The 25125-nt window shown below is 72.5% G+C and carries 23 protein-coding genes; 6 read left to right on the top strand and 17 right to left on the bottom strand.

Going from position 1 to position 25125, the window contains the following annotated elements; all coding sequences use genetic code 11:
- Positions 1 to 3: 3 nt before the first annotated feature.
- From ACFSDF_RS04810 to ACFSDF_RS04790, 5 genes are all read right to left on the bottom strand, one after another.
- Complete coding sequence (locus ACFSDF_RS04810; protein ID WP_167005983.1) at positions 4 to 912, bottom strand: AurF N-oxygenase family protein; 909 nt, start codon at positions 910 to 912, stop codon at positions 4 to 6.
- A 54-nt stretch (positions 913 to 966) separates the two neighbouring features.
- The gene (gene menD / locus ACFSDF_RS04805; protein ID WP_377156472.1) at positions 967 to 2628 is read right to left on the bottom strand and encodes a 2-succinyl-5-enolpyruvyl-6-hydroxy-3-cyclohexene-1-carboxylic-acid synthase; all 1662 of its coding nucleotides are present in this window, start codon (positions 2626 to 2628) and stop codon (positions 967 to 969) included.
- On the bottom strand, positions 2625 to 3542 hold the full coding sequence (locus ACFSDF_RS04800) for an o-succinylbenzoate synthase (RefSeq protein ID WP_167251749.1): 918 nt from the start codon (positions 3540 to 3542) through the stop codon (positions 2625 to 2627). Before ACFSDF_RS04800 ends, menD begins: the two co-directional genes overlap by 4 nt.
- Before the next feature lie 63 nt (positions 3543 to 3605).
- On the bottom strand, positions 3606 to 4970 hold the full coding sequence (locus tag ACFSDF_RS04795) for a DUF2252 domain-containing protein (protein ID WP_167251542.1): 1365 nt from the start codon (positions 4968 to 4970) through the stop codon (positions 3606 to 3608).
- A gap of 19 nt (positions 4971 to 4989) precedes the next feature.
- Positions 4990 to 6042 (bottom strand): AMP-binding protein, encoded by a 1053-nt coding sequence (locus ACFSDF_RS04790; protein ID WP_377156470.1) that lies wholly within the window; start codon positions 6040 to 6042, stop codon positions 4990 to 4992.
- 135 nt (positions 6043 to 6177) lie between these two features.
- On the opposite strand from ACFSDF_RS04790, the gene ACFSDF_RS04785 reads away from it, so the two are divergent.
- Complete coding sequence (locus ACFSDF_RS04785) at positions 6178 to 7050, top strand: 1,4-dihydroxy-2-naphthoate polyprenyltransferase (protein WP_167005991.1); 873 nt, start codon at positions 6178 to 6180, stop codon at positions 7048 to 7050.
- Between the two features lie 24 nt (positions 7051 to 7074).
- Here the strand turns inward: ACFSDF_RS04785 and ACFSDF_RS04780 are convergent, their stop codons facing one another.
- Positions 7075 to 7626, bottom strand: coding sequence for a hemerythrin domain-containing protein (locus tag ACFSDF_RS04780; RefSeq protein WP_167005994.1), 552 nt, complete (start codon positions 7624 to 7626; stop codon positions 7075 to 7077).
- A 106-nt stretch (positions 7627 to 7732) separates the two neighbouring features.
- Here ACFSDF_RS04780 and ACFSDF_RS04775 point away from each other — a divergent pair, with 106 nt between their 5' ends.
- Together ACFSDF_RS04775 and ACFSDF_RS04770 are read left to right on the top strand one after the other, a co-directional pair.
- A complete protein-coding gene (locus ACFSDF_RS04775) occupies positions 7733 to 9328 on the top strand; it encodes an alkaline phosphatase D family protein (RefSeq protein ID WP_377156468.1) in 1596 nt (531 codons plus the stop codon).
- A gap of 15 nt (positions 9329 to 9343) precedes the next feature.
- Positions 9344 to 10066 carry a dienelactone hydrolase family protein gene (locus ACFSDF_RS04770; RefSeq protein WP_377156466.1) on the top strand — a complete coding sequence of 241 codons (723 nt, stop codon included), beginning with the start codon at positions 9344 to 9346 and terminating at the stop codon, positions 10064 to 10066.
- Between the two features lie 3 nt (positions 10067 to 10069).
- Here ACFSDF_RS04770 and ACFSDF_RS04765 read toward each other — a convergent pair whose 3' ends face one another.
- Genes ACFSDF_RS04765 through ACFSDF_RS04755 form a run of 3 tightly spaced genes read right to left on the bottom strand, consistent with a single transcriptional unit; the run spans position 10070 to position 13196 of the window.
- Positions 10070 to 10687, bottom strand: a complete 618-nt coding sequence (locus ACFSDF_RS04765; RefSeq protein ID WP_167006003.1) for a TMEM175 family protein — start codon at positions 10685 to 10687, stop codon at positions 10070 to 10072.
- Between the two features lie 11 nt (positions 10688 to 10698).
- On the bottom strand, positions 10699 to 11598 hold the full coding sequence (locus tag ACFSDF_RS04760; protein ID WP_167006006.1) for a diacylglycerol/lipid kinase family protein: 900 nt from the start codon (positions 11596 to 11598) through the stop codon (positions 10699 to 10701).
- Complete coding sequence (locus tag ACFSDF_RS04755; RefSeq protein ID WP_377156463.1) at positions 11595 to 13196, bottom strand: FAD-binding oxidoreductase; 1602 nt, start codon at positions 13194 to 13196, stop codon at positions 11595 to 11597. Before ACFSDF_RS04755 ends, ACFSDF_RS04760 begins: the two co-directional genes overlap by 4 nt.
- A gap of 59 nt (positions 13197 to 13255) precedes the next feature.
- Between ACFSDF_RS04755 and ACFSDF_RS04750 the strand changes: the two genes are divergently transcribed.
- Together ACFSDF_RS04750 and ACFSDF_RS04745 are read left to right on the top strand one after the other, a co-directional pair.
- Positions 13256 to 13936, top strand: coding sequence for a TetR/AcrR family transcriptional regulator (locus tag ACFSDF_RS04750; protein ID WP_377156461.1), 681 nt, complete (start codon positions 13256 to 13258; stop codon positions 13934 to 13936).
- Complete coding sequence (locus ACFSDF_RS04745; RefSeq protein ID WP_167006015.1) at positions 13933 to 15489, top strand: glycerol-3-phosphate dehydrogenase/oxidase; 1557 nt, start codon at positions 13933 to 13935, stop codon at positions 15487 to 15489. The genes ACFSDF_RS04750 and ACFSDF_RS04745 overlap by 4 nt, the downstream gene beginning before the upstream one ends.
- 7 nt (positions 15490 to 15496) lie before the next feature.
- On the opposite strand, the gene cds1 is transcribed toward ACFSDF_RS04745, so the two are convergent.
- The 8 genes from cds1 to ACFSDF_RS04705 all read right to left on the bottom strand — a co-directional run bounded on the left by cds1 (position 15497) and on the right by ACFSDF_RS04705 (position 24809).
- Positions 15497 to 16579, bottom strand: coding sequence for an L-cysteine desulfhydrase Cds1 (gene cds1 / locus ACFSDF_RS04740; protein WP_377156459.1), 1083 nt, complete (start codon positions 16577 to 16579; stop codon positions 15497 to 15499).
- Positions 16580 to 16584: 5 nt separating this feature from the next.
- Positions 16585 to 16851 (bottom strand): DUF4229 domain-containing protein, encoded by a 267-nt coding sequence (locus ACFSDF_RS04735; protein ID WP_167006021.1) that lies wholly within the window; start codon positions 16849 to 16851, stop codon positions 16585 to 16587.
- Between the two features lie 34 nt (positions 16852 to 16885).
- A complete protein-coding gene (locus ACFSDF_RS04730; protein WP_377156457.1) occupies positions 16886 to 18472 on the bottom strand; it encodes a serine/threonine-protein kinase in 1587 nt (528 codons plus the stop codon).
- Between the two features lie 106 nt (positions 18473 to 18578).
- On the bottom strand, positions 18579 to 21014 hold the full coding sequence (locus ACFSDF_RS04725) for an FtsX-like permease family protein (protein ID WP_377156455.1): 2436 nt from the start codon (positions 21012 to 21014) through the stop codon (positions 18579 to 18581).
- Between the two features lies 1 nt (position 21015).
- Entirely contained in the window at positions 21016 to 21804 is a 789-nt protein-coding gene (locus ACFSDF_RS04720) for an ABC transporter ATP-binding protein (protein WP_377156453.1), read from the bottom strand.
- A gap of 87 nt (positions 21805 to 21891) precedes the next feature.
- Positions 21892 to 22584, bottom strand: coding sequence for a response regulator (locus ACFSDF_RS04715; RefSeq protein WP_167006030.1), 693 nt, complete (start codon positions 22582 to 22584; stop codon positions 21892 to 21894).
- Positions 22581 to 23774 carry a sensor histidine kinase gene (locus ACFSDF_RS04710; RefSeq protein WP_377156625.1) on the bottom strand — a complete coding sequence of 398 codons (1194 nt, stop codon included), beginning with the start codon at positions 23772 to 23774 and terminating at the stop codon, positions 22581 to 22583. The genes ACFSDF_RS04715 and ACFSDF_RS04710 overlap by 4 nt, the downstream gene beginning before the upstream one ends.
- 69 nt (positions 23775 to 23843) lie before the next feature.
- The gene (locus ACFSDF_RS04705; protein ID WP_377156451.1) at positions 23844 to 24809 is read right to left on the bottom strand and encodes a threonine ammonia-lyase; all 966 of its coding nucleotides are present in this window, start codon (positions 24807 to 24809) and stop codon (positions 23844 to 23846) included.
- 47 nt (positions 24810 to 24856) lie between these two features.
- Between ACFSDF_RS04705 and ACFSDF_RS04700 the strand changes: the two genes are divergently transcribed.
- Positions 24857 to 25114 (top strand): PLDc N-terminal domain-containing protein, encoded by a 258-nt coding sequence (locus tag ACFSDF_RS04700; RefSeq protein ID WP_167006038.1) that lies wholly within the window; start codon positions 24857 to 24859, stop codon positions 25112 to 25114.
- Positions 25115 to 25125 lie beyond the last annotated feature (11 nt).

The raw sequence follows: 25125 nt of genomic DNA, 5'->3' as shown, positions 1-25125 counted from the left end.
GCCTCAGATCATGTCGACGGACTGATAGATCGGCATCACGCGCTTGGTGAGCAGACCGCAGTCGGCGAGGAAGTCCATGAGGTGCACGCACGAGAGGCGCATCATGGCCTTGCGGTGCTGGTTGGTCGTGACCTCCTCGACGGCACGCTGCTTGTCGAGGCCGACGTTGGCGTACACCTCGGGGCTGACCATCGCGCGCGCGATGAAGTACGCCGCTCCTGCGAACAGGTGCGCGGACATCTCGCGGCGGAACCTGCCGGCGTGCTTGAGGCTGTGCTTGATCTCGGCCCGCGCGAACTTCATGTGGCGCGACTCCTCGACCACGTGGATCTTGCTCGTGCTCCGGACGATGTGGACGACGTTCTCACCGCGCATCCAGTCGCGCTGCATGACGTCGAGGATCTCCTCAGCGATGAGGATCGGCCCGTACGCCTGCTCGGCGCGGCCGGTCGTCTTGAGGAGGCGTGCGAGCTCGACGGTCGCGCGCGGCGGAAGGTACTGCGGGATGTCGAGGACCTCGCAGGTCCGGGCGAACATCAGCGAGTGACGGCACTCGTCGGCGATCTCGGTGAGGGCGAACCGGAACTCGTTGTTGGCCGGGTTCTTGGCGTACTGGTCGCGCAAGATGAGCTGCTGCAGCATCATCTCGAACCAGATGCCGGTCTGCATGATCGAGCCGACCTCGTGGCGGGTGAGCAGGACGCGCTGCTCCTCGCTCATCTCGTCCCACAGGCGCGTGCCGTACAGCGTGCTCCACTCCGGGTTGAGCCCGTAGTGGTCGTCGGGGATCGGCTCGTCCCACCTCACCTCGACGTTCGGGTCGTACGACAGCGCGGCCGACGACTCCAGCAGACGTGCGGTGACGTCGTCGATCGTGGCGGTCTCGCGGAACGCGACAGCGGCGACGGTCATAACCCCTCCAAGCCTCCAGTGACGTGACTCGGGTTATGTTACATCGTCGATGTATCAATGCAACCGTGCAGCGGCCACGATCTTGAGATCGGCCTCTCGCCGGTCCGCACGGCCGATCCGCGCCTCGACGACCCAGATCCCCTCGGCGGTGTCAGCGAGAACCGCGTCGAGCGCGTCCACGGACTCGACGACGACGTGGGCCACGCCCATCGCCGCACAGAGCTGCCCGAGATCGACCCGCGTCGGCGTCGCGAAGACGCGCTCGAAGGCCTCCGCGTACGGGGTGTCCCCCTGCTCCAGCGTCGAGAAGATGCTCCCGCCGTCGTCGGAGGCGACCACGAACGTGAGGTCGGGGCGCGGCTCGTCGGGCCCGATGACGAGCCCGTTGCTGTCGTGGAGGAACGTGAGGTCGCCCAGGTACGCCAGCGCCGCCGACCGCGGACGCGCCAGCGCCGCGCCGATCGCGGTGGAGACCACGCCGTCGATGCCGGCCAGACCACGGTTGGACATCACCATGCGCCGCTCGCCGACCGGGTACGGGACCGCCATCAGGTCGAGGTCGCGCACCGGGTTGGACGAGCCGACCACGAGCAGCCCATACGGTCCGACCGCACGCGACACCGACCGAGCCACCTGCCACGGGTTGAGCGGCGCCCGTTCCAGCACCAGCTCCTCGAGGGCCGCCAGCGTCGCCGCGTCGGCGCGTCGCCACTCCTCGAGCCAGCCGAGGCCGTCGCTGCCCTCGACCCGCACCGCCGGGTACGCGGCCGCGAGGCGGTTGCCCGGATCGGTGTACGGGGCCGAGCCGACCGCGACGACCTCCACGTCGTCACGCGACAGCAGTCGCGAGATCGGCCGCGACAACGTCGGGTGGCCGAAGACGACGACGCGCTCGATCCGGTCCGCGAGCTCGGGCAACCCGAGCAGCAACCGGTACGTGGCGATCGGGTGCGTCCCGTTGCGCGCTCCCGACGACGGCTCGGCGAGCAGCGGCCAGTCGGCCTCCTGTGCCAGGATCCGCGCCGCGGGTCCGGAGTCGTCGCCGGCGACGACGACCGTGCGCGGGCCGAGCGGCAGGACCGTCGGGAGCAGCGGGGTCTCAGGGGCGGGCGCACGCCACGGAGCGCCGACAGGGCGTCCCGCGAGCGCGTCGGGAAGCGGCGCGGCGACGTCCTCCGGCGACGGCACCAGTGGTTCGCGGAACGTCACGTTCAGCTGCACGGGCCCCCCAGTACGCGCAGCATCGACCACGCGCGCGACCGCCGCACGCCACGCGGCACTCGAGGCTGGGACCACCTCCGGCGCGGCGATCTCGACGTACGCGCGCACCGCCGCGCCGTACAGCTTCACCTGGTCGGTCGTCTGGTTCGCCTCGGTCCCCCGCAGCTCGGACGGCCGGTCGGCGGTGAGCGCGATCAGCGGCACGCGCGCGTGTGAGGCCTCCAGGACGGCGGGGTACAGGTTCGCCGCGGCCGTCCCCGAGGTCGTCACCACCACGACCGGATGGTGCGAGCCCTTCGCGAGCCCTAGCGCGAGGAATCCGGCGCTGCGCTCGTCGATGCGCACGTGCAGCCGCAGGTCGCCGCGGGCGTCGCCGGCATGCAGCGCGAGCGCGAGCGCCGCGGAGCGTGAGCCGGGAGAGAGCACGACGTCGCGCACGCCGCTGCGGACGAGCTCGTCGACGAGCACGCGCCCGAGCGCGGTCGAGGGGTTCACAGGGCCACCGCCCGGACCTCGGAGAGCCGCGACGACCACCGTACGGAGAGGTCCGGCGGCGGCTCCTGCGCGAGGAACGCGGCGGACGGTTCGGGACGGATCACGGGCAGCACCCCGTCCCGTGGGACGAGCGGCGAGGCGACGACGTCCTGCTCGAGCAGCGTCACCGTGCCCAGCCCGCACGCGTACGGAAGCTCCGGCAGCGCCGCGGCGAGCGCGACACCCGCCGCGATGCCGATCGACGACTCCAGCGCGCTCGACACGACGACGGGCAGCCCGATGCGCTCGGCGATCTCGAGGCACGCGGCGACGCCGCCGAGCGGCTGGACCTTGAGGACGGCGATGTCGGCGGCCTCGAGGGCGGCCACACGGTACGGGTCGTCGGCACGCCGGATCGACTCGTCCGCGGCGACGGGGACTTGGGTCGCGCGACGGACCTCCGCGAGCTCCTCGACGGTGCGGCACGGCTGCTCGACGTACTCCAGGCCACCCGCGGCACGGTCGAGCACGCGCAGCGCGTCGATCGCGTCGGAGACCGACCACGCGCCGTTGGCGTCGATGCGCACGGTCCCCCCCGGACCGAGGGCGTCGCGGACCGCGGCGACCCGCTCCTCGTCGTCGGCCAGGGTCTGGCCGGGCTCGGCAACCTTCACCTTCGCGGTACGGCAGCCGTGCCCGGCGGTCGCGATCTGGACGGCCGTCTCCGGCCCGACGGCGGGCACCGTGCAGTTCACCGCCACCACGTCGCGTACGGGCTCAGGCCATGCGAGGGTCGCGCTCACGAACGCCGCGTCGTACCAGGGACGGGACTCACGCGCGTCGTAGTCCCAGAACGGGCTGAACTCCGCCCACCCTTGCGGGCCGCGCAGCAGCAGCCCCTCTCGCACGGTGATCCCCCGGAATCGGGTCCGCATCGGCGTCGTGTACGGGATCCAGGTCAGGTCGGGGTCGCTCACGACGGCCACGGTAATCGCGCCTCAGACCCCCCGCTCGACCGGGATGCGCCCCGCGTCGGCGGCCGCCTCCAGCGCGGCATGGTCACGCTCGACCTGGTCGGCGTACGCGACGGCCCAACGGGCAATCGCCTCGTCGAACGACTCCGAGCTGCCGAGGTAGCCGGCCACGAACGCCGCCGTCGGACTCTGCGCGTGTGCGCGGGCGAGCTGCGAGGCGCACAGCCGGCCGTAGTTCACCAGTTCGCTCGCGGTCAGCGCCGCCAGGTCGATCGAGCCCTTCATGTCACGCAGCTGCCGAACGTAGAACGAGCGCCGCGGCCCGGCGAACCAGCCGAGGAATGGGTCGGAGACGGCCTGCAGGATGCGTTGCGCACCGACCACGCGCGCTCCCTCCCCGGCGTCGGCGGGCAGCTGGGTCCCGGCCGGTGGCACGGCCGGGATACCTCCGTACGAGGCGAGCACAGACTCCGACGCCTCCTTGACCTGCAGGAACAGGGGTGGTCCGCCGGGCCCTTCGAGCAGCGCGATGTACGCCTGCGTGCCGACGCTTCCGACCCCCACGACCCGCATCGCCACGTCGACGAGGGCGAACTGCCCGACAAGCATCGCGATGTCGGACCGCAGCACCTTCGCGTACTCGGCCAGGACGTCCTCGGCGAGCGCGGCGGCCTCGACCGGGGGGTGCCGGACGAGCGGCGGGTCGTCGACGATCCGGGTGCGGCCGCTCTCGTCGGTGGTGGTGAGCGAGTGGAGCACGTGCTCGGACGTCCGGCGACGCGCCTTCTTGAGCGTCTTGCGGAGCAACCCGCGACCGTGGTCGGCCATGTGCTCGTCCAGCCACGTCGTGTCGATCGAGGCGTAGTAGCGCTCGAGTGCGGACCGCGCGAAGAGCTCGGCGAGGCGGCTTCGGTACTCCGCGGCAACCCCCGTCGCCGCCCGCGTGGTCGTCGCATCGTCGAAACCGAGGTCGCGTCCCGCGACGACCACGCTCGCGGCGAGGCGCTTGACGTCCCACTCCCACGGAGCGTTGCTGGCCTCGTCGAAATCGTTGAGGTCGAACACGATCCGGCGTTCCGGGGACGCGTAGAGCCCGAAGTTGGCCAGGTGCGCGTCACCGCACGCGACCACCTGCATGCCGGTCGACGGACCGGTCGCGAGGTCGGCGGCCATCAGCGCCGCGCTCCCCCGATAGAACGCGAACGGCGACTGCAGCATCCGCCCCCACCGCACCGGCACAAGGTCGGCGATGCGGTGAGCGTTCTGGCTGTCGAGCAGCGCGACCGGATCCCGGTCGTACGACGAGATCTCGCCGTGGGTTCGCCTCGGCATCACCTTGCGCGCCGCGCGCCCGGCATCGCGCTCGTCGGCGATGAGTCGTCGGACCATCTGCCCAGGCTAGGGGCGCTCAGGCATTCTCGGCGAGCGCTTGTACGGCCCGGCGGTCGACCTTGCCGTGCTCCAGCAGCGGGACGGCGTCGACGAAGACGGCGCGGCGCGGCGCCCACGTACGAGGAAGGTCCGCGGCCTCGACCCCGTCGCGCAGCGCATCGAGAGAGGCGTCTCCGGCGACGACGGCGACCACCCGTTGGCCCCACTCGGGGTCGGGCACACCGACGGCGACGGCATCGGTGACACCGTCGACCCGGCGCAGCGCCTCCGCGACGCGCGGGAGGGCGATGTTGACGCCCCCGGAGATCACGACGTCGTCGGTACGCCCGAGGATCCGCAGGCGCCCGTCGGCGTCGAGCTCGCCCAGGTCGGACGTACGGAGCCAGCCGTCGTGCAGCGCCTCGGCGGTGGCTTCGGGGTCGCCGTCGTACCCGTCGAAGAGCACCGGTCCGGCGAGCCACACCCGGCGCTCGACGTCGATCCGCAGGGCGACGCCGTCGAGCGGCACCCCGTCGTAGACGCAACCGCCCGCGGTCTCGCTCATCCCGTACGTGCGCACGACCCGCACCCCGGCCTCGGCTGCGCGGGCGCGGAGCGCGGGGTCGAGCGCTGCCCCGCCGACGAGCAGGGCGTCGAGCGAGGCGAGCGCGCCGAGCTGTCCGGACTCCGCGAGGCGGTGGAGCTGTGTGGGGACGAGCGAGGCGTAACGGCGGGGACCGTCCATCGCTACGATCGCGTCGCCGAGGCTCGCGTGCTCCGCCGCGACGACGGGCCGCTCGCCGGCAAGGACCGAGCGGGCGATCACCTGCACGCCCGCGACGTACTGGGCGGGTAGGTCGAGCAGCCACTGGCCCGGTCCGCCGAGGCGCGCGTGGGTTGCGTGCGCCGACGCCGTGACCGCGCGGCGCGAGAGCAGCACGTCCTTGGGGTTGCCGGTGGAGCCCGAGGTGCGGATGATCAGCGACTCTGGCTCGGCCTGCGCGAAGAGCCACTCGCGCAGTGCCGTCTCGACCTCGCGAGGGGTCCCGCTCACTGGGCGCAGCGTGCCACCGGACTCGTCGTCTGCCACGGCCTCCACGCTAGCGGGCAGCGTGGAGGGTGACGCCGAGCAGTCGCTTGCCGACGGTCACTGACACCCTCAAAGCGACGTGCAGGCAAGGTCCGCCGTCGGCGGGTGATCGGTCGGGTGCAAGGATTGACGGTCGTGGCAACAGCATCGCAGTGGATCGCAGGCGCCCGGCCCCGTACGCTCCCGGCCGCGGTCGCTCCCGTGGTCGCCGGCACCGGCGCCGCGCTCTACGCCGACGGCGCCGTCTGGTGGAAGGCGGTCGTCTGCCTCCTCCTCTCGCTCGCCCTCCAGGTCGGGGTGAACTACGCCAACGACTACTCCGACGGCGTCAAGGGCACCGACGACGACCGTGTGGGCCCGATGCGGCTGGTGGGGTCGGGCGCGGCGAGCGCGAGCACGGTCAAGCAGGCGGCCTTCGCGTGCTTCGGGGTTGGCGGAGCACTCGGGCTGGTGCTCGCCGCGACGTCCGGTTGGTGGCTCCTGCTCGTCGGCGTCGCTGCGATCGCCGCCGCTTGGTTCTACACCGGGGGCTCGCGTCCGTACGGCTACCACGCGCTCGGCGAGGTCAGCGTCTTCCTGTTCTTCGGGCTGGTCGCCGTGCTCGGCACGACCTACGTCCAGCTCGGCGAGTTCACCGGCCCGAGCCTCGCGGCGTCGATCGGCATCGGCGCGCTCGCGTGCGCGATCCTCGTCGCCAACAACATCCGCGACATCCCGACCGACACCGTCAGCGGCAAGCAGACGCTCGCCGTGGTGCTCGGCGACCGCGGCTCCCGGGTCTTCTTCGTGATCCTGCTCGTCGTCGCGCTCGTCACCGTCTGGTGGCTTGCCTCGTACACGCCCGCCGCGCTGTTCGGTCTGCTCGCGTTCCCGTGGGCACTGCGAGCGGCGACGCCGATCGCACGCGGCGAGCGCGGCCTCGGTCTCCTGCCGACGCTGCGCGACACCGGCATCGCCGAGCTCGTGTACGCGATCGGGATCGCCGTCGGGCTCACGCTCGGCGCCTGACCGCGCAGCCGCGTCGGCCGGGTATCACTCCTCGTCGTCGAGGAGCCCCTTCTGCTTGTCGCGCGCGACGATCGCGCGGACGTTCTCGAGCCGCCCGCAGTCGGAGTCGACCTGCGCGTTCCGCTCGCGGGCGAACGCCTCACCGAGCGACTGCCGAGTGCGCTCCGCGACGCCTTCGCGTGCCGGGTTGAGGATCGTCAGCTCCTCCTCGGTCAGGTGGTGGTTCACCACCCGCGCCAGCTCCTCGACGGCGTCGTCGAAGGCCTGGGTGTCCGTCCCCTTCAGCTCCAGCACGGCCAGCAGGGCCTGGTTGCCCTCGGCATGCTCCTCCTCACCGTGCTCCTCCTCGTGCGCGTCGATGGCGTCACGACGTCGAAGCGTCGGATAGACCTCCTTCTCCTCGGCCTCCGCGTGGGCGACGTGCAGCGCGGCGAAGGCGCGTCGTACGGCGTCGCGGTCGGCGCTGGCGTCGCGCAGCTGGCGCAGGAGGTCCTCGAAGCGCCGGTGGTCGTCGAGGATCAGGTCGATGACGTCGCCTGAAACGGGGCGTCCGAGGTCGATGGCGGAGGAAGACATGGCGCCAACGTACGCCATCGCCCGGCGTACGTTCAGCGCGAGGACGACGCCCGATCCTCACCCGCACGTCACCCCACGTTCGCCCGGACGCGGAACCGTCTGAGCCATGACTCGCACTCAGCCCGAACCTGCCCTCGGCCGCCGTGCGCTGCTGCGCGGTGCGGCCGCCGTCGGGGCTGGCGCCGTCGTCCTCGGCTCCGGCGCCGCTTCTGCCACCGCCCGTACGACCTCCCGCTCCGCGCCCGCGCTCGTCCGGGCCGGCCGCCCCTCGCTCACCCACGGCGTCCAGGCCGGCGACGTGCTCACCCGGCAGGCCACGCTCTGGTCACGCGCGGACCGTCCCGCGCGGCTCGTCGCCGAGATTGCCCGCGACAGCTCGTTCCGCAAGGCCGTCACGCTCCGCGGTCCTGTCGTCACGCCCGAGTCCGACCTCACCGGTCGCTTCACCGTCCGGGGCCTTCCGGCGGGCGCCGACCTCCACTACCGCATCCGCGCCGTCGACCTTCGGGACCCGCGTCGCTCGAGCGCCCCCGAGGTCGGCCACCTCCGTACGGCTTCGGCCCGGGGCGAGGACGTGCGCTTCCTCTGGTCCGGCGACATCGCGGGGCAGGGCTGGGGGGTGAACCCTTCGTACGGAGGTTTCCGCATCGTCGACGCGATGGCGCGTCGTCAGGCCGACTTCTTCCTGTGCAGCGGCGACAACGTCTACGCGGACGGGCCTCTCACCGAGACCGTGACCCTGCCCGACGGCTCGCTCTGGCGCAACCTGGTCATCGACGAGAAGACGAAGGTCGCGGAGACTCTCGACGAGTTCCGCGGGCAGTTCAAATACAACCTCATGGCCGACAACTGGCGGCAATTCCTCGCCGACACCCCGCAGGTCACGCAGTGGGACGACCACGAGGTCACCAACAACTGGTATCCCGGTGAGATCCTCACCGACGCCCGCTACACCGAGAAACGCGTCGACGTGCTCGCCGAGCGCGGGCGGCGCGCCTTTCACGAGTACATGCCCGTCGCACCGCTCTCACCGGACCCCGACGGACGCCTCTACCGTGTCCTGCACCTCGGTCCCATGCTCGACCTGTTCGTCCTCGACATGCGTACCCACAAGGACCCGAACACGCCCGGCGCCGAGGCCGAGCGCGACGGCGGCGTTCTCGGGCCCACGCAGACCCGCTGGCTGATCCGTGAGCTCGAGCGCTCGCGGGCGACGTGGAAGGTGATCGCCGCGGACCTGCCCATCGGCCTCGTCGTCCCAGACGGCACCGCTCAGGAGGGCATCGGCCAGGGGGATCCTGGCGCTCCGCGCGGGCGCGAGCTCGACCTCGCCCCCGTGCTCACCGCGCTGCAGCGGCTCGGCATCCGCAACCACGTATGGCTCACCGCGGACGTCCACTACACCGCGGCCCACCACTACTCCCCCGACCGTGCCGCGTACCAGGACTTCGACCCGTTCTGGGAGTTCGTCTCCGGCCCGCTCAACGCCGGGGCGTTCGGCCCCAACGCGCTCGACGCGACCTTCGGCCCCCGCACGGAGTTTGTGGCGGCGCCCCCGCGAGCGAACACCTCGCCGGCGGAGGGCTGGCAGTTCTTCGGCGAGGTCGAGATCGACGGGCGTACGGAGGAGCTGACCGTCACCCTGCGCGACATCGAGGGTGCGGCGCTGTTCCAGAGGACCCTGTCACCCCACCGCCGCTAGCCGTACCGTGTCGGCATGCCTGACATCGACCTGAGCCGCACCGCAGTCCCTGACGCGTCCCGTCACCTGCGCGGCTACCTCGCCGAACCCACCAGTCCCGGCCCCTGGCCGGGGGTGGTTCTCATCCACGAGGCGTTCGGGCTCGACGACAACATGCGCCGTCACGCCGACCGGTTGGCGGAGATGGGGTACGCGACGCTGGCGGTCGACCTCTACAGCGACGGCGGCGCGCGGCGGTGCCTCGTCGCGACCTGCCGCGCGTTCCTCAGCGGCAAGGGGCGCACCTTCTCCGACATCGACGCGGCCCGCCAGTGGCTGGTGGACCGCAAGATCACGACCGGCAAGGTCGGCGTGATCGGGTTCTGCCTCGGCGGCGGCTTCGCGCTGCTCGTCGCGGGCCGGGGCGGCTACGACGCGGCCAGCGTGAACTACGGCCTCATCCCCAAGGACCTCGACGACGTCGTGGCAGCCTCGTGCCCGGTCGTGGCGTCGTACGGCACGAAGGACCGCACGGTCCGCAACGGCGCGGCGCAACTCGAAACCGCGCTCACCGCGGCAGGCGTCCCGCACGAGATCAGCGAGTACGACGGCGCGGGGCACGCCTTCCTCAACGACGCGCAGGGTGGGCCGCGCGTGCTCCAGCCCGTGCTGCGCGTCGCCGGGATCGGCCCCGACCCCGAGGCCGCACCGCAGGCGTGGAGGCGGATCGGCGCGTTCTTCGCCGAGCACCTGCGCTGAGCGTCATGCGGTGCCGCGCCGGCGCCACGCCGCGCTCAGATGCTCGAGCGGGCCCGTGAGGAACAGCAGGAACAGCGCATAGATCCCGATCGAGGGCACGGCGATCGTGACGCCGAGCGCGACCACGAGCAGCGCGACGGTCGCGACGCCCGACGGCTCCGCCACCCATCTCGCGGTGTCCTCGTCGTCACGCAGCAGCGTCGGGCGCCACCGACCCCACCATCCCAGCGCCACGAGCGCCGCGATCGCGACCAGCAGCGTCCCGACGTAGGTCGGTGCCGCGCCAGCGATCCCGTCCGAGGCGTCGAGCAGCTGGGTGGTGAACGGCAGCAGCACGATCGTCAGCAGCCACACGAAGTGCAGCGCGACGACCCCGCCGTCGTACGACCTGAAGTGCTCCATCATCGCGTGGTGGTTGCCCCACAGCACCCAGATGACGAGGAAGCTGATCGCGAAGCTCACGAACGCGTCGCCCTCGTCCGACACCAGGTCGAGCACGCTGTCGGCACCGTTCGCCCGGGAGACGACGTCGACCAGCGGGAGGACGAGCAACGTCAGCGCGATCGCGACGACGGCGTCGCTGAAGGCGAGGAGCCGGTCGAGGCCGCGTTCGGACCGCATGTGCCGCAGCCCTACCCCGGCACGACCAGCCGCAGCGCGCCCGCACGGAGCCGTACGGTCACCGGCAGCGTGCCGATCTCGTCGCCGTCCATGCACAAAGGCACCGCGGCGTCGGCGCTGATGGTGAGCACCGTCGTCCGGTGCACGTCGACGGCGTCGCGCTCGACGTGGCGCCCCGTCCGCGCCTCAGACATGTAGGAGGCCATGTTGCGCCGGCCGAGCCCGTCGGTGCGCGCCACCATCACGTCGATCAGCCCGTCGTCCACCTCGGCCGACGGCACGATCTTCAGCCCGTGGCCGTACCAGCCGGAGTTCGCCGCGATCACGCTGTGCGCCCGCACCTCGCGCGTGCCGTCGTCGGTCGTGAGCGTGAACGTCGGAGCCCGCCAGGTGATCATCGCCAGCGGCCCGCCCGCCCGGTACGCCACGATCGCCGGCACCCGACGAAGGCGGTTGATGATCCGGGTCGCCCGCGAGTCCACACCGACGTACAGGTTGCCCGGGACGACGACGCCGTCCGCCTCCATCACGTCGACCTCGCGCACGCGGCCGCCGAGCAGCATCTCGGCCAGCCCCGCCGCATCGTCCGGAACCCCGAGCTTGTGCGCGAAATCGTTGCCCCGCCCGCCCGGCACGATCGCCATCGTCCCGGAGGCGGCGACGACACCGCCTGCCACGTCGCGCACCATGCCGTCACCACCGACGGCGACGGCGACCCGCCCCTCGCGCGCGGCGACGGCAGAGGCCTCAGCGGCATGCACCGCGCTCTCAGTCACCACCGTCACGACGTCCTCGCCCGCCTCACGCAGCAGCGCCGCCACCGGCTCCCACGCGTCCTGCGCCGCGCGCTTGCCGGAGATCGGGTTCACCAGCGCGGTGAACCCACGGGCCTCCGTACGACCGGTGCTCATCGCGACACCAGGACGCCGGGGTTGAGGATCCCGGCCGGGTCGAGCGTGGCCTTCACGGCGCGCAGCACGTCGACGCCGAGCGGGCCGATCTCCTCGGCGTACGTGTCGCGGTGGTCGCGCCCGACCCCGTGGTGGTGCGTGATCGCGGCACCGACGCCGCGGATCGCCGCGTTCGCGGCGGCCTTCGCGCTCCCCCACTGCGCGAGCGCGTCCTCCGACTGGGGGCACGCGACGGTGAAGTAGAGCGACGCCCCCGTCTCGTACACGTGCGAGAGGTGGCACATCACCAGCGACGGCAGCTCGTACACCAGCAGCGCGCCCTGGACGGCCTCGGTCACTGCCTGCTTGAGACGCGGGACGTTCGACCAGAACGTCACTGTCTCGAGCGTCTCGACGAGGGCGCCGGCATCGAGCAGGGGGTCGCGCAGGTACGGCCCGTGGAACCGGCCCGTACGCCACTTCTCCCCCGCCTCCTCGCCCAGCAGCTCGCCACCGAGCTCGAGAAGCACAGAGGTCGCGGCGGCGCGGCGCGCGGCGACCTCGTCTGGCGCACCCTCGTACCCGGTGATGGCGAGGCACCCCGAAGAGCCGCTGCCGGCCGACGCCGGATCGGCGAGGTTGAGCGCCGTCTCGACCTCGTCGGACAGCCGCAGCACGGTCGGCAGTGGTCCGTCCTGCGCGAGCCGGCGCACCGCCTCGGCCCCCGCCTCGAACGACGCGAAGCGCCACCCCTCGAACACGCGCACCGTCGGCACCGGGCGCACCCGCACCGTCACCGACGTGATCGCGCCGAGCGTCCCCTCCGAGCCCAGGACGAGCTGGCGCAGGTCCGGTCCGGCGGCCGACTTCGGCGCCGTGCCGAGCTCCAGCGTGCCGCGGGGTGTCGCGAGGACCAGCCCGACGACCATGTCGTCGAAGCGCCCGTACCCCGCCGAGGACTGACCCGCCGAGCGCGCGGCCGCGTACCCGCCGATCGACGCTCCCTCGTACGACTGCGGGAAGTGCCCGAGCGTGAAGCCGTCGGCCTGCAGCAGCTCCTCGGCGCGAGGGCCTCGCGTCCCCGCCCGCAGGGTCGCCGTCCGCGACACGGCATCGAGCGAGGTCAGCCCCTCCAGGCGCCCCAGGTCGAGCGCGACCACACCGTGGAAGCCCTCGTGGTCGGGTGTGAGGCCACCGACGACGGACGTGCCGCCGGAGTACGGCACGACGGCGACCGCAGCGTCGCTGCAGATCCGCAGGACCTCGACGACCTCGTCGTGGCCGCCCGGGCGCAGCACGAGGTCGGGGGCATCGGACGCGTCGCCGGCACGCATCTTGAGGATGTCGGGAGTCGACCAGCCCCGGGTGTGCCGGAGGCGGTCGACGGCTTCGTCGCTCACGTACGGCGCGCCGAGCGCCTCGACCAGCGCCGTACGGGTCGCGGCCGGCACCGCCGACGCCCCGAGCGCGACGTCCTCGGGGGCGACCGGCGCGGCGAGCGGGTGGATGCCGAGCGCGTCGAGCGTGGCTTGGAGGCTCTCGGGGAGCGTGATCGCGTGCTCCGGGTTGCCCCAGCGATCGGGGGCGAAGTCCACCACAGGAAGGTCCAGCTCCGACATACGACGTGCTCCGATCTCGACGCGTCCGCACCCTCAGGCGGTGCTAAGTTGAACACATCATGCCAGAACGTTTAAATGTACGGTCGAATCTTGGCCGGTCGAATCTTGAGCGGGCCCGCTCCCAGCCGGCCGCGTCAGGCAAGGCGATCCCCGAGGACCGCATCCTCGACGCGGCCGCCGACGCCGTCCTCGAGGTCGGCCTGGACAGGCTCACGATGGCCGACCTGGCCGTACGGGCGGGCGTCGCGCGCGGCACGCTCTATCGGCGCTGGGAGAACGTCCGCGCCGTCGTCGCCGCGCTGCTGACCCGCGAGTGGGCACGCGTCGTGGCCGAGTCCGTCCCCCACGACCTGCCCACCGCGCGCGAACGGCTTGTCACCGGGGCCGTCCGCACGATCGCGACGATCCGCGCCCACCCGATCCACCGGGCGATCGTCGAGTCCGACCCCGAGCTCCTCGTCCCGTACGTCTTCCAGCGCCTCGGTCGCACGCCCGCGCACATGCTCAGCACGCTCGAGGACGGGCTGCGCACCGGCCATGAGGACGGCTCCGTACGGGTTCTCGACCCTGTCCTGCAGGCCCGTACCGTCCTCCTGCTGGCGTGGTCCTTCGTGGTCACCGCGCCCGTCGTCGTCGGATCGACCACCGGAGCCGGTCCGGAGCTGGACGCCCTCGACGCCCAGCTCGCCACCGCCCTCGACCAGTACCTCTCCCCCGACCCCGAGGACGGCCGCACATGAGCCCCTCCCCCACGAGCTCCCTCGACCGCACGCGGCGCGCCCGCGACCTCGCCGACCTCGCCGCGCAGCGCGAGCCGGTCGACCTCCTGGTCGTCGGCGGCGGCGTCACGGGAGCAGGCGTCGCCCTCGACGCGGCCTCCCGCGGCCTGTCGGTGATCCTCGTCGAGAAGCACGACCTCGCCTTCGGCACGAGCCGCTGGAGCTCCAAGCTCGTGCACGGCGGCCTGCGCTACCTCGGGACCGGCGACGTCGGCGTCGCGTACGAGAGCGCCGTCGAGCGTGGCATCCTCATCGAGCGCACCGCGCCGCACCTCGTCCGCGCGCTGCCCAACGTCTTCCCTCTCCTCGACTCGGTCGACACGCTGACCGCCTCGATGGTTCGCGCCGGATACCTCGCGGGCGACGCGCTGCGCCGTGCCGCCGGCACCTCGGGCCGTACGCTGCCGCGCTCGCGCCGCCTGTCCGCGCTCGAGGTCCAGCGTGTCGCGCCGACCGTCCGCGCCGCGGGTCTGCGCGGCGGCTTCGCCTTCTGGGACGGGCAGCTCGCCGACGACGCACGCCTGGTCGTCGGCCTCGCTCGTACGGCCGCCGCGCTCGGCGCCCGCGTCCTTACCCGTACCGCGGCCGTGGAGGTGACGGGCAGCGGGGCCGTGCTGCGTGACACGCTCACAGGCGAGTCGCTCACCGTCCACGCGCGCACCGTCGTCAACGCAACCGGAGTGTGGGCCGACACTCTCGCCCCCGGCATCACGATGCGTCCCAGCCGCGGCACGCACCTCGTTGTACGGGCCGAGACCTTCGGCGGGCTCACGTCGGCGCTCATGGCGCCGGTCCCGGGGCACCGTACGCGGTTCGTCTTCGCGCTGCCGACCGACGACGACCGGGTCTACGTCGGGCTCACCGACGAGGAGGTCCGCGGCGCGGTCCCGGACGTCCCGACGGCGAGCGAGGCCGAGATCGACTTCCTGCTCGCCACGATCTCGCGCGCTCTGCAGCGGCCACTGACCCGCGCTGACGTCATCGGGACCTTCTCTGGCCTGCGACCGCTGCTCGACACCGGTGACGACCAGACGTCCGACCTGTCACGCAAGCACGTGGTGCTCACCGGCGACGACGGCCTGGTCAGCGTCGTCGGCGGCAAGCTCACGACGTACCGGCGGATGGCCGAGGACGCCGTCGACGCCGCCCTCGCGACACCGGGGTGGGCCGCTGCGCGCCGGACGGCAGGCCCTTCTCGCACGACACGCCTCCCGCTCGTCGGAGCCGCCGACCGTACGACGCTGGCGGCGATCGACGCCCCACCGCGCCTGGTCGCCCGGTACGGCACGGAGGCGCTCACGGTAGTCGCCGAAGCCGGTGGCGACCAGGACGTCCTCGCACCGATCGCCCCGCACATCCCGACCACGCCGGCGGAGCTCGCCTTCGCCGTACGGCACGAGGGTGCCCTCGACGTCGACGACCTGCTGGGGCGACGGACTCGTGTCGGTCTCGTCGAGGCCGACCGGGCGCTCGCGCTCCCCTTCGCCGAGGCGGCGCTGTCGCTCGGGCGGTGACCCGCGCTCAGCCCTCGAAGACGCCGGTCTCCTCGTACGAGGCCAGCATCGCCTCGTACGGAGCGATGTCCAAGCCGTGGAGCGTCAGCCACTCGTCGTCGTAGTACGTCGCGGCGTAGCGGTCGCCCGAGTCGCACAGCAGCGTCACGACGCTCCCGCTCTCACCGCCCTGGCGCATCCGCTCGATCACGGTCAGCGCACCCCAGAGGTTCGTCCCGGTCGACGCACCGACGCTGCGCCCCAGGCGGCGCGTGCACCACCGCATGGCTGCGACCGACGCCGCATCAGGGACTCTCAGCATGTCGTCGATGACACCGCCGACGAACGACGGCTCGATGCGCGGACGCCCGATGCCCTCGATCCGGGAGGGGCTGCCGGTCGTGTAGTCCGACGTGTCCAGGTCCCACCCGTCGAGGAAGGCCGAGTTCTCCGGATCCGCAACCATCACCTGCGTCGCGTGGCGCTGGTAGCGCACGTAGCGCCCGATCGTCGCCGACGTCCCTCCCGTACCGGCGCTGACCACGATCCAGCGCGGGACGGGGTGGCGCTCGTGCGCCATCTGGACGAACACCGACTCCGCGATGTTGTTGTTGCCCCGCCAGTCGGTCGCCCGCTCGGCGAACGTGAACTGGTCCATGTAGTGCCCACCGCACTCGGCCGCGAGCCTCGCGGCCTCGGCGTACATGTCGGGCGGCCTGTCCACGAAGTGGCAACGGCCTCCGTACCACTCGATCAGCCTGATCTTTGCCGAGCTCGTGCTGCGCGGCATCACCGCCACGAAGGGGACGCCGATGAGACGGGCGAAGTAGGCCTCGCTGACCGCGGTCGACCCGCTGGACGCCTCCACGATCGTCGTGTCGGGGCCGACCCAGCCGTTACACAGGGCGTAGAGGAACAACGAACGGGCGAGCCGGTGCTTCAGCGAGCCCGTGGGGTGGACAGACTCGTCCTTGAGATAGAGCTCGATCCCCGGTGGGCCGGGCAGCGGGAAGACGTGCAGATGCGTGTCGGCACTGCGGTTGGCGTCGGCGTCGACCCGGCGTACGGCCTCGTCGACCCAGGCCCGACGGGCGGGCGACGAGCGCGGCAACGGGATCAGTCCACGTCTTCGGCGCTGCGTGCTGCCTCGAACCGGTCGTGCATCTTGTCGGCCCGCACCTTGAGGGCGAGAGCGACCTGGTCGCGCATGCCGCGCAGGAGGACCAGGGAGGCGACGGCGGAGATGACCAGCGCGATCAGCGCCACCCACAGGCCCGTCACGGAGTTCCACTCGAGCCAGATCGAGGCGACGAGGCCGACGACGACGAAGGCCACGACGAAGAAGCCGAGGCGGGCGAGGGTGTAACGGGCGAAAGCACTCACGCTGCGAGCGTACCTGCGACCCCCTCGCGCCACCTCAACCGGTGCGAGGAGGGGTGTTCTCGGGTCCCGGCGTCGGCAGCGCCTCACCGTCGTCGTTCGGCGTCGGCTCCTCCGGGGAGGGCGCGGTCGTGGTGGGCGGCGCGGTCGTGGAGGGCGGCGGCGTCGTCGTCGGAGGGGGCGTCGTCGTCGGAGGCGCGGTCGTCGTCGGGGTGGTCTGCGTCGGCGTCGTCGGTGGCGGGGTGGTCGTCCGCGTCGCCGTCGGGGTCGGCGTCGTGGGTGCCGTGGTCGAGGTCGACGGTGGTGTCGTCGGCGTCTGGGAGGTCGTCGTCGGAGTCGTCGGATCGGTCGTCGGGTCGGTCGGCGACTCCGGGTCGCGATCACCCGAGGCGAGCGCCCACCAGACGGCCGCGACCGCCGCGACCACGACGAGCGCGACGACGATCCACGGGACGCGTCGCGCCCACGCTCCATCCGCTCCGTCCGCGTCGGTGGGGCCGGTCTGCACCGGAGTCGGGGTCGGGGTCGGCGCCGGGGTCGACTCTTCGACCGCCGGCTGGGAAGCCGTGTCGGCCGCGGTGTCGGCCTCTGCGCCCTCGTCGGGCACCGTATCGGCGGCAGCCTCTGCTGCCGCCGCGGCTGCGGCTCCCGCAAGAACCGCCGTCGCTCCCACGGCGGTCGCCGCGCGCTCTGTGGGGTCATCGTCCACCGGCTCGCCCCCTACGACCGTCTCCTCGCCCGTCGGGTCACCGATCACGACCCCGGCCGCCGTGAGCGCGGCTGCGACGTCGCCCCCGGACGCGAGGGCGCGCAGCGCCGACGCCGCACCACGCGCGTCGGGCCGGTCCTCGGGGTCACGGCGTGTCATCGCGCCGAGGACGAGCGCCCAGTCCGCGCCCAGCTCGGCCGGGATCCGCGGCGGACGGTGCAGTCGCGCCGACAGCGTCTCGACGCGCGACCCTGGGAAGGCTTCCTCGCCGGTGAGCGCCTCGAGCAGCACGAGCCCGAGCGCGTACACGTCGGCGCGCGGGCCTACGTCGTCGAGCACCGCCTGCTCGGGGCTGAGGTAGCGCGCCGTCCCGACCAGGAGGTCAGGCGAGGTCAGCCGCGTCCCCTCGAGGTAGCGGGAGACCCCGAAGTCGGTGAGCTTCACCTGGTACGACCCACCGGTCCGCTCCACGAGCATCACGTTGGAGGGCTTGACGTCGCGGTGGATCACGCCGGCATCGTGGATAGCGCCGAGCGCCTCGCCGAGCTGGGCGCCGATGTCGGCGACGGCCTCCGACGGGAGCGGACCGCCGAGCAACGCCCGGCTCAGGGTCTGGCCCGGGACGAACTCCATGACGAGGTACGGGTGGTCGCCCTCGGGCTGCACGTCGAAGACGATGACGACCCCTGGGTGCGAGACGCCGGCGCCGATCCGCGCCTCCATCTCGTGCCGCCGCAGCGCGTCCTCGGCCTCGATCCCGGCCTCCGCGCGCATCACCTTGACGGCGACCACCCGCCCGAGCAGCTCGTCGCGCGCTCGATAGACGTCGGCCATCCCGCCACGCCCCACGAGCGCCAACAGACGGTAGCGCCCGTCGATGAGCTCACCGACCCGGTCGTTCGCCGGCTCCGACATCGACGACGGCCCCACCTTTCTCGTCCTGGCTCGCCGTACCCCGCGGCGGCGATCGCCCGCCTCCATTGTGAGGGGTCGGCGAGCCAGGCCGAAACCGACGAGCCGGTCAGAGCGCCGCGATGCCTTCCGCGGGTGCGATGCGAGCGGCTCGGCGGGAAGGCAGGACGGACGCCGCCAGGCCGAGCAGGAGCACCGCCGCGAGGACGAGCGCGACCTGCCCCCACGGAACCGAGAGCCCGACGTCGTCCATCAGTCCGGCCGTGGTGGCCCGCACGCCCAGCCATCCGTACGCCGTCCCGAGAACGGTGCCGAGGACCGCGCCCACCCCTGCCATCAGCAGCGCCTCCGCGCCGAGCGTGAACCGCAGGCCCCTCCGGCTCAGCCCGAGCGCGCGCAGGAGGGCGTTCTCTCGCGTGCGTTCGAGCACCGACAGGCTCAGTGCACCCGCCATCCCGACTGCGGCGATGAGCACGGCGACGGCGAGCAGGCCCACGGTCACGGCGAGCACCACGTCGAGCTGCAGCACCACCCACCCGCGCTGCTCCAGGCCACCGACCAGCTGCCCGCCCGCGGGCGCGAGTGTCGCCACGTCGGCCATCACCTGCTCCGCGGGTGCGCCGTCGGCTCCGCGGGCCCACAGCGCGCGGGGCTTCTCGGAGACACCGAGTCCTGCGAGGGTGCCTGGCGCCACCAGCACGACCTCACCCACCGCGCCGCCGCCGCGCGGGCGCATCGTCACGAGGTCCGCACCCCCTCGTACGGCCGCTGTCTCCCCGTACGACAGGTCGAGCGCGGACGCGAGCTCTTCTCCGATGACGATCTCGCCCGGACCGGGGACGGCGTGATCACCTCTCATCACCGCCTGCGCCGCGTCATCGACCTCGAGCGCGAGGACGCGGTGCCCGTCCATCTCGATGCGGGCACCGTCCACGACCGCGACGGACTCGACACCGTCGAGCGCGGCGACCTGACGCTCGACGTCCACCGGCAGCGCTCCCTCGGTCGCGACCAGACCGACGTCGAGCGCGTACGACTCGTCCAGGTCGCGGTCCACGGTCGTGCGCAGCGACGCCGATCCGACCACGACCGTCGTGATCAGCGTGACGCCGACGAGTAGTGCCGTGGACGACGACGCCGTACGACGGGGATTGCGCACGACGTTGCCCGCCGCGAGGCGACCTGCCACGCCAGTACGACCAACCAGCGGACCGACCAGACGCAGCGCGGCCGGGACCATCAGCGGCGCCAGCACGACGACGCCGAGGAACGACAGCATGCCTCCGACGAGCCCGACAGGAAGGCGGTCGCCTGTCCCGACGGCCAGCCCAGCGGCCCCGGCACCGAACAGCAGCACCCCCGCGCCGATCCGCAGCCGTCCTGCGCGCCCGTCGAGACCGGTGGTCTCGTGCGGGCGAAGCGCCTCCAGCGGTGCGAGCCGTGCCACACGGCGCGCCGGCAGCACCGTCGCGCCGACGACCGTGAGGACACCGAGCACGAAGGGCACGACCACGCCCATGACAGTCAGCGAGGCCGACCCGAGGGTGAGGCCGGGGGTCCACGCCCGCATCGCCGCCACGGCCGTCAGCCCCAGCCCCCAGCCGACGACGACGCCGAGCGCCGACGCGGCGAGACCGAGCACCAGTGACTCCGTACGAAGCGAGCGGACGATCTGCTTGCGGGTCGCGCCGACGCAGCGCAGCAGCGCCAGCTCCCTGCGGCGCTGAGCCAGGACGATCGTGATCGTGTTGGCGATGACGAGCGCCCCGACGAAAGCGGCGACCGCCGCGAACACCAGGACGAGGCGCTGGATGATGTCGATGTCGCGGCTCGCGCTGACGATCTGGTCGTCGACCCAGGCGTCGCCCGTCATCACGACGTGCCCGTCGACGGCCGCCGAGCCGTCCAGCACGGCATGCACCGCATCGGCCTCCCCCTCGGCCGCGCGCACCGACACGTCGACCGAGGACACGACGTCGCCCAGCGTCGTCATCGTGTGCTCGTCGACGTAGAGAGAGGACCCGAGTGCGCCTGCCGCACCCTCCACGAGTCCGGTGACGACGACCTCCGGCGACGTACCGTCACCCTCGACCGCGAGGACGTCACCCACCGCCACCTCGTATCTCTCGGCGGTCGACCTCGAGACCAGGGCCTCGCCGCGGCCCTCGGGTGCCCGGCCCTCGACGACGTCCTGCCACCGCAGGCCGTCGTCCGCGCTGACGGTTCCGATGCTCATCAGGTGGCGCGACGGGCCCGCGACGACGTTGACGAAGGACCTGCGGTTGGCGACGACCGCCTCGACACCGTCGACGTCGGAGACCGCCGCGGCGACCCGCGCCGCGGTTGCCGCATCGGCGTCCGTGACATCGACGACCGCGTCCGCGCCGGCGTACTGCGCCACGATCTCGGCACGAGCCCCGTCGCGGGCCGCACCGCTGAGCGCGTTGACCGCGACCATGAACGCGACCGCCATGACGATCGCGACCCCCGCCGCGACGTACCGGCGTGCGTGGCCGCGCAGCGACCCCCACAGCACGGTGCGCACGTCAGCCCGCCAGCCCGGCGATGGCGGCCACGACCTCGTCGGCGCTCGGACGCACCAGCGTCCCCGCGAGCTGACCGTCGCGCAGCAGCACCACACGGTCGGCGTACGAGGCAGCGGTCGGCTCGTGCGTCACCATCACGACCGTCTGGCCGAGCTCGTCGACCGAACGGCGCAGGAATCCGAGCACCTCGGCGCTCGAGCGGCTGTCCAGGTTGCCGGTGGGCTCGTCCGCGAAGACCACGTCCGGCGACGACAGCAGCGCACGGGCGATCGCGACGCGCTGCTGCTGCCCGCCCGACAGCTCCGGCGGCCGGTGGGTGAGCCGGTCGGCCAAGCCGAGCACCTCGACGAGCTGGTCGAGGCGCCGCCAGTCCGGCTCACGGTTGGCGAGCTCGAGCGGCAAGAGGATGTTCTGGCGAGCGGTGAGGGTCGGGATCAGGTTGAACGCCTGGAACACGAAGCCGACGTGCTCACGGCGGAACCGTGTGAGGGCGTTGTCGTCCAGGCTGCCGAGCGCGATGCCGGCGACGCTCACCTCGCCTGCGGTCGGCGTGTCCAGACCCGCGAGGCAGTGCATCAGCGTCGACTTGCCGGAGCCCGAGGGGCCCATGATCGCGGTCAGCCGGGCCTTCTCGATGTCGAGGTCGACACCGTCGAGAGCGCGCACCTGCGCATCGCCGCGGCCATAACTCTTGACGAGCGCGCGGGTGCGAACGGCGATCGCGTCGAGCGGTGCTCCCTCCGGCTCGAGGGTGGTTCCGGGAGTACGAGGACGAGAAGAAGAGGTCATGCCGTCACGCTAGGTTCGGGCACCCCCGCGAAGCGTCGGCCTGAGGGTCGGTCCCGGCGCGACCCCGTCATACCGTGGTCGTACGGATCAGGGTGTGGGCCGCACCAGGCCGGCGTCGTACGCGAGGACCACGAGCTGGACCCGGTCGCGGCTCCCGGTCTTGGACAGCAGCCGGCCGATGTGTGTCTTCACGGTCGGCTCCGCGACGAAGAGGCTGCTGGCGATCTCGGTGTTGCTCAGGCCCTGGGCGATGAGCAGCAGGACCTCGCGCTCGCGGTCGGTCAACGCCTCCAGACGCGGGTCGGGTGGCTGCTCGTCGTCAGGAAGCTGGTCGGCGAACCGGTCGAGCATCCGGCGCGTGGCACTCGGCGCGACCACGGCGTCGCCACGGTGCACGTCACGGATCGCGCTGAGCAGCACCTCGGGAGGAGCGTCCTTCAGCAGGAACGCCGAGGCTCCCGCACGCAGCCCGGCGTACACGTACTCGTCGAGGTCGAAGGTCGTCAGCACCACGACCCGTGCCGTGACACCTCGCTCGGTCAGGGCACGGGTCGCGGCGACGCCGTCCATGCGGGGCATTCGCACGTCCATGAGGACCACGTCCGCGCCGGTGACCGACAGGCGCTCGACAGCGTCCAGGCCGTCGGCCGCCTCGCCCACGACCTCCATGTCGGGCTGCGACTCGACGAGCATCCGGAAGCCCGCCCGGACGAGCTGCTGGTCGTCGACGAGGAAGACCCGCAGAGGCCGGTCCGCCGGACCACCTGACGACGTGCTCACGTGCCCTCCTTGTCGTACGGGATCCTCGCCTCGACCCGGAACCCGCCCCCGAGCAGCGGGCCCGCCTCGACGGTTCCGTCGTGGAGGGCGATCCGTTCTCTGATCCCGAGGATCCCGTGCCCACCTCCGGCCGACGGCACCGGACCCACGTCCGCGGCATCCGGCAGCCGGCCCGCCGGAGCGGCAGCCCCACCATCGTCCTCGACGCGGACGAGCACGTGATCACCCGCGATCGCGACCTGCACCCGCGCCCGTACGCCCGAAGCCGCATGCTTCAACGTGTTGGTCAGTGCCTCCTGCACCACCCGGTAGACCGTGAGGCCGGCGGCCGGATCGATCTCCCGGGGGTCGCCGACGAGCTCGGTACGGACATCGAGCCCGCTGCGCCGCACCTGCTCGACCAGGCCACCGATGTCGGCCGCCGTCGGCATCGGCGTCCGCTCGGCCTGGGTCGCGTCTTCGTCCCCCCGCAGCAGCCCGAGCAGCCTTCGCATCTCGGCCAGCGACGCGCGCGAAGTGCGCGAGATGGTCTGCAGCGTCTCCACCGCCACCTCCGGGCGGGTCCGCGACGCGTACAGGGCGCCGTCGGCCTGGACGACGATCACGGACAGGCTGTGCGCCACGACGTCGTGCATCTCCCGCGCGATCCGAGCCCGTTCCGCGGCGGCGGCGATCGTCGCCTGCTGCGCGGCGTCGCGCTCGAGCTGCCGTGCTCGGTCCTCGAGCCCGGCGATGTACTCGCGCCGCGTCCGCATGTAGGCCCCCATCGCCCATGGTGCGAGCACGACGAGGCTCATCATCACGACGGTCGCGACCGTGCTCGTGCCCGGGGAGTCGCGGTACCAGTCGGCCGTGGACAGGACCGCGCCCAGGAACCCGACGCCGAGACCCGCCCGCCGAGCCCACAAAGGCCCGTACGCGGCGATCGCGTACAGCGACAGCAGCAGCGAGAGGTCGGCGTAGTACGGCACGTCGGTCACGAGCAGCTGTCCGGCCAGGAGGGCAGATACGGCGGCGAACGAAGCCACCGGCGCCGAACGCCGCCAGGCCAGCGGCAGGAAGATCAGGATCTGGTACGCCGCGTCGATACTGGCGGACATGCCGAGGGCGAACGGGATCAGCGGGACGATCAACATCCCCGTCAGTGCAGCGTCGACCCAGCCCGGGTGCGCCCGAATCCGCCCGACCATCGCTCTCACTACGTCAGGGTAGGCGCCCTCGGCGGGCCACCCATCAGACCACGGTCTGATCTCGCGGGATCACCCCAGCAGCCGCGCGAGCGTCTCCGGCGGCACGTTGCCCCCAGAGGCGACCGCCACCGTCGTCCCGGCCACCGGGCCGACTCTCCCCGCCAGGACTGCTGCGGCGGCGACCGCGCCGCTCGGCTCGACGACCAGCCGGGAACCTCGTACGACCGTGCCGACGGCGGCGAGGATCTCGTCCTCGCTCACCGTGACGACGTCGTCGACGAACGCCTGCACGTGTGCCCAGTTGAGGACTCCGACCGAGTCCGTCCGCAGCCCGTCGGCGACGGTGCGGGACGTGTCGGCGACCGACCACACGCGGCGCTCCCCGGCGGCCCACCCCTCGGCGAGGTCACCCGCAAGCTCCGGCTCGACCGCGATCACGCGCACGTCGGGGCGCAGCGCCTTGACGGCAGCCGCGATGCCGCTGACCAGCCCTCCCCCGCTGACCGGGACGAGCACCGTGCCGAGATCGGCGACCTGCTCGACGATCTCGAGCCCGACCGTTCCCTGGCCCGCGATCACGTCCGGGTCGTCGTACGGGGGGATCAGGACGGCGCCGGTCTCGGCGGCGATCTGCTCGGCGCGGGCGAGCCGCTCCGAGGGCGGCACGATCACGATCTCCGCACCCCAGCGGCGGGTCGCCTCAACCTTCAGCGACGGCGCGTTCTCGGGGATGACGATGGTGGCACGTACGCCGGCGGCCCTCGCCGCGTACGCGACCGCCTGCGCGTGGTTGCCCGACGAGTGCGTCACGACGCCCCTCTGGCGTTGTGCCGTGTCGAGCACCGCCACCGCGTTGGTCGCGCCGCGGAGCTTGAACGCCCCGGTCGGCTGAAGGGACTCCGCCTTCAGCCACAACGGCACGTCACCGTCGGGTTGCACCAGCGGGACGACCGGCGTCCGCAGGCACGTCGAGGCGATCCGCTCGGAGGCGTGCTCGATGTCGGAGAGGGTCACCAGCCGGGGGGATGCGCTCATACCTCCAGCCTAGGCAGAGTCCTCGACCGCACGAGTAGGCTGGGCGCATGGCAAAGGCGATCCCGATCATCATCGTCGTCGCACTCGCGGTCTACACGCTGTTCGACGTGATCGCCACGCCGCGCGAGCGCATCCGGGCACTGCCCAAGCCCGTGTGGGTGCTGCTCGCGCTCGTCCCCGCGCTCGGGGTGCTGCTGTGGCTCACGGTCGGCAAGTCGCGGACGAAGCCGTCCGGCCCGCCGCGTCCGCAGCGACCGATCACCCGCGGGCCCGACGACGACCCCGACTTCCTCCGCGGCCTCTGACCGGCGGCGCG

It is taken from the genome of Mumia zhuanghuii, from assembly GCF_042681565.1.
In the GTDB taxonomy this organism is placed as follows: domain Bacteria; phylum Actinomycetota; class Actinomycetes; order Propionibacteriales; family Nocardioidaceae; genus Mumia.
This window is presented reverse-complemented; position numbering and strand designations above follow the sequence as displayed.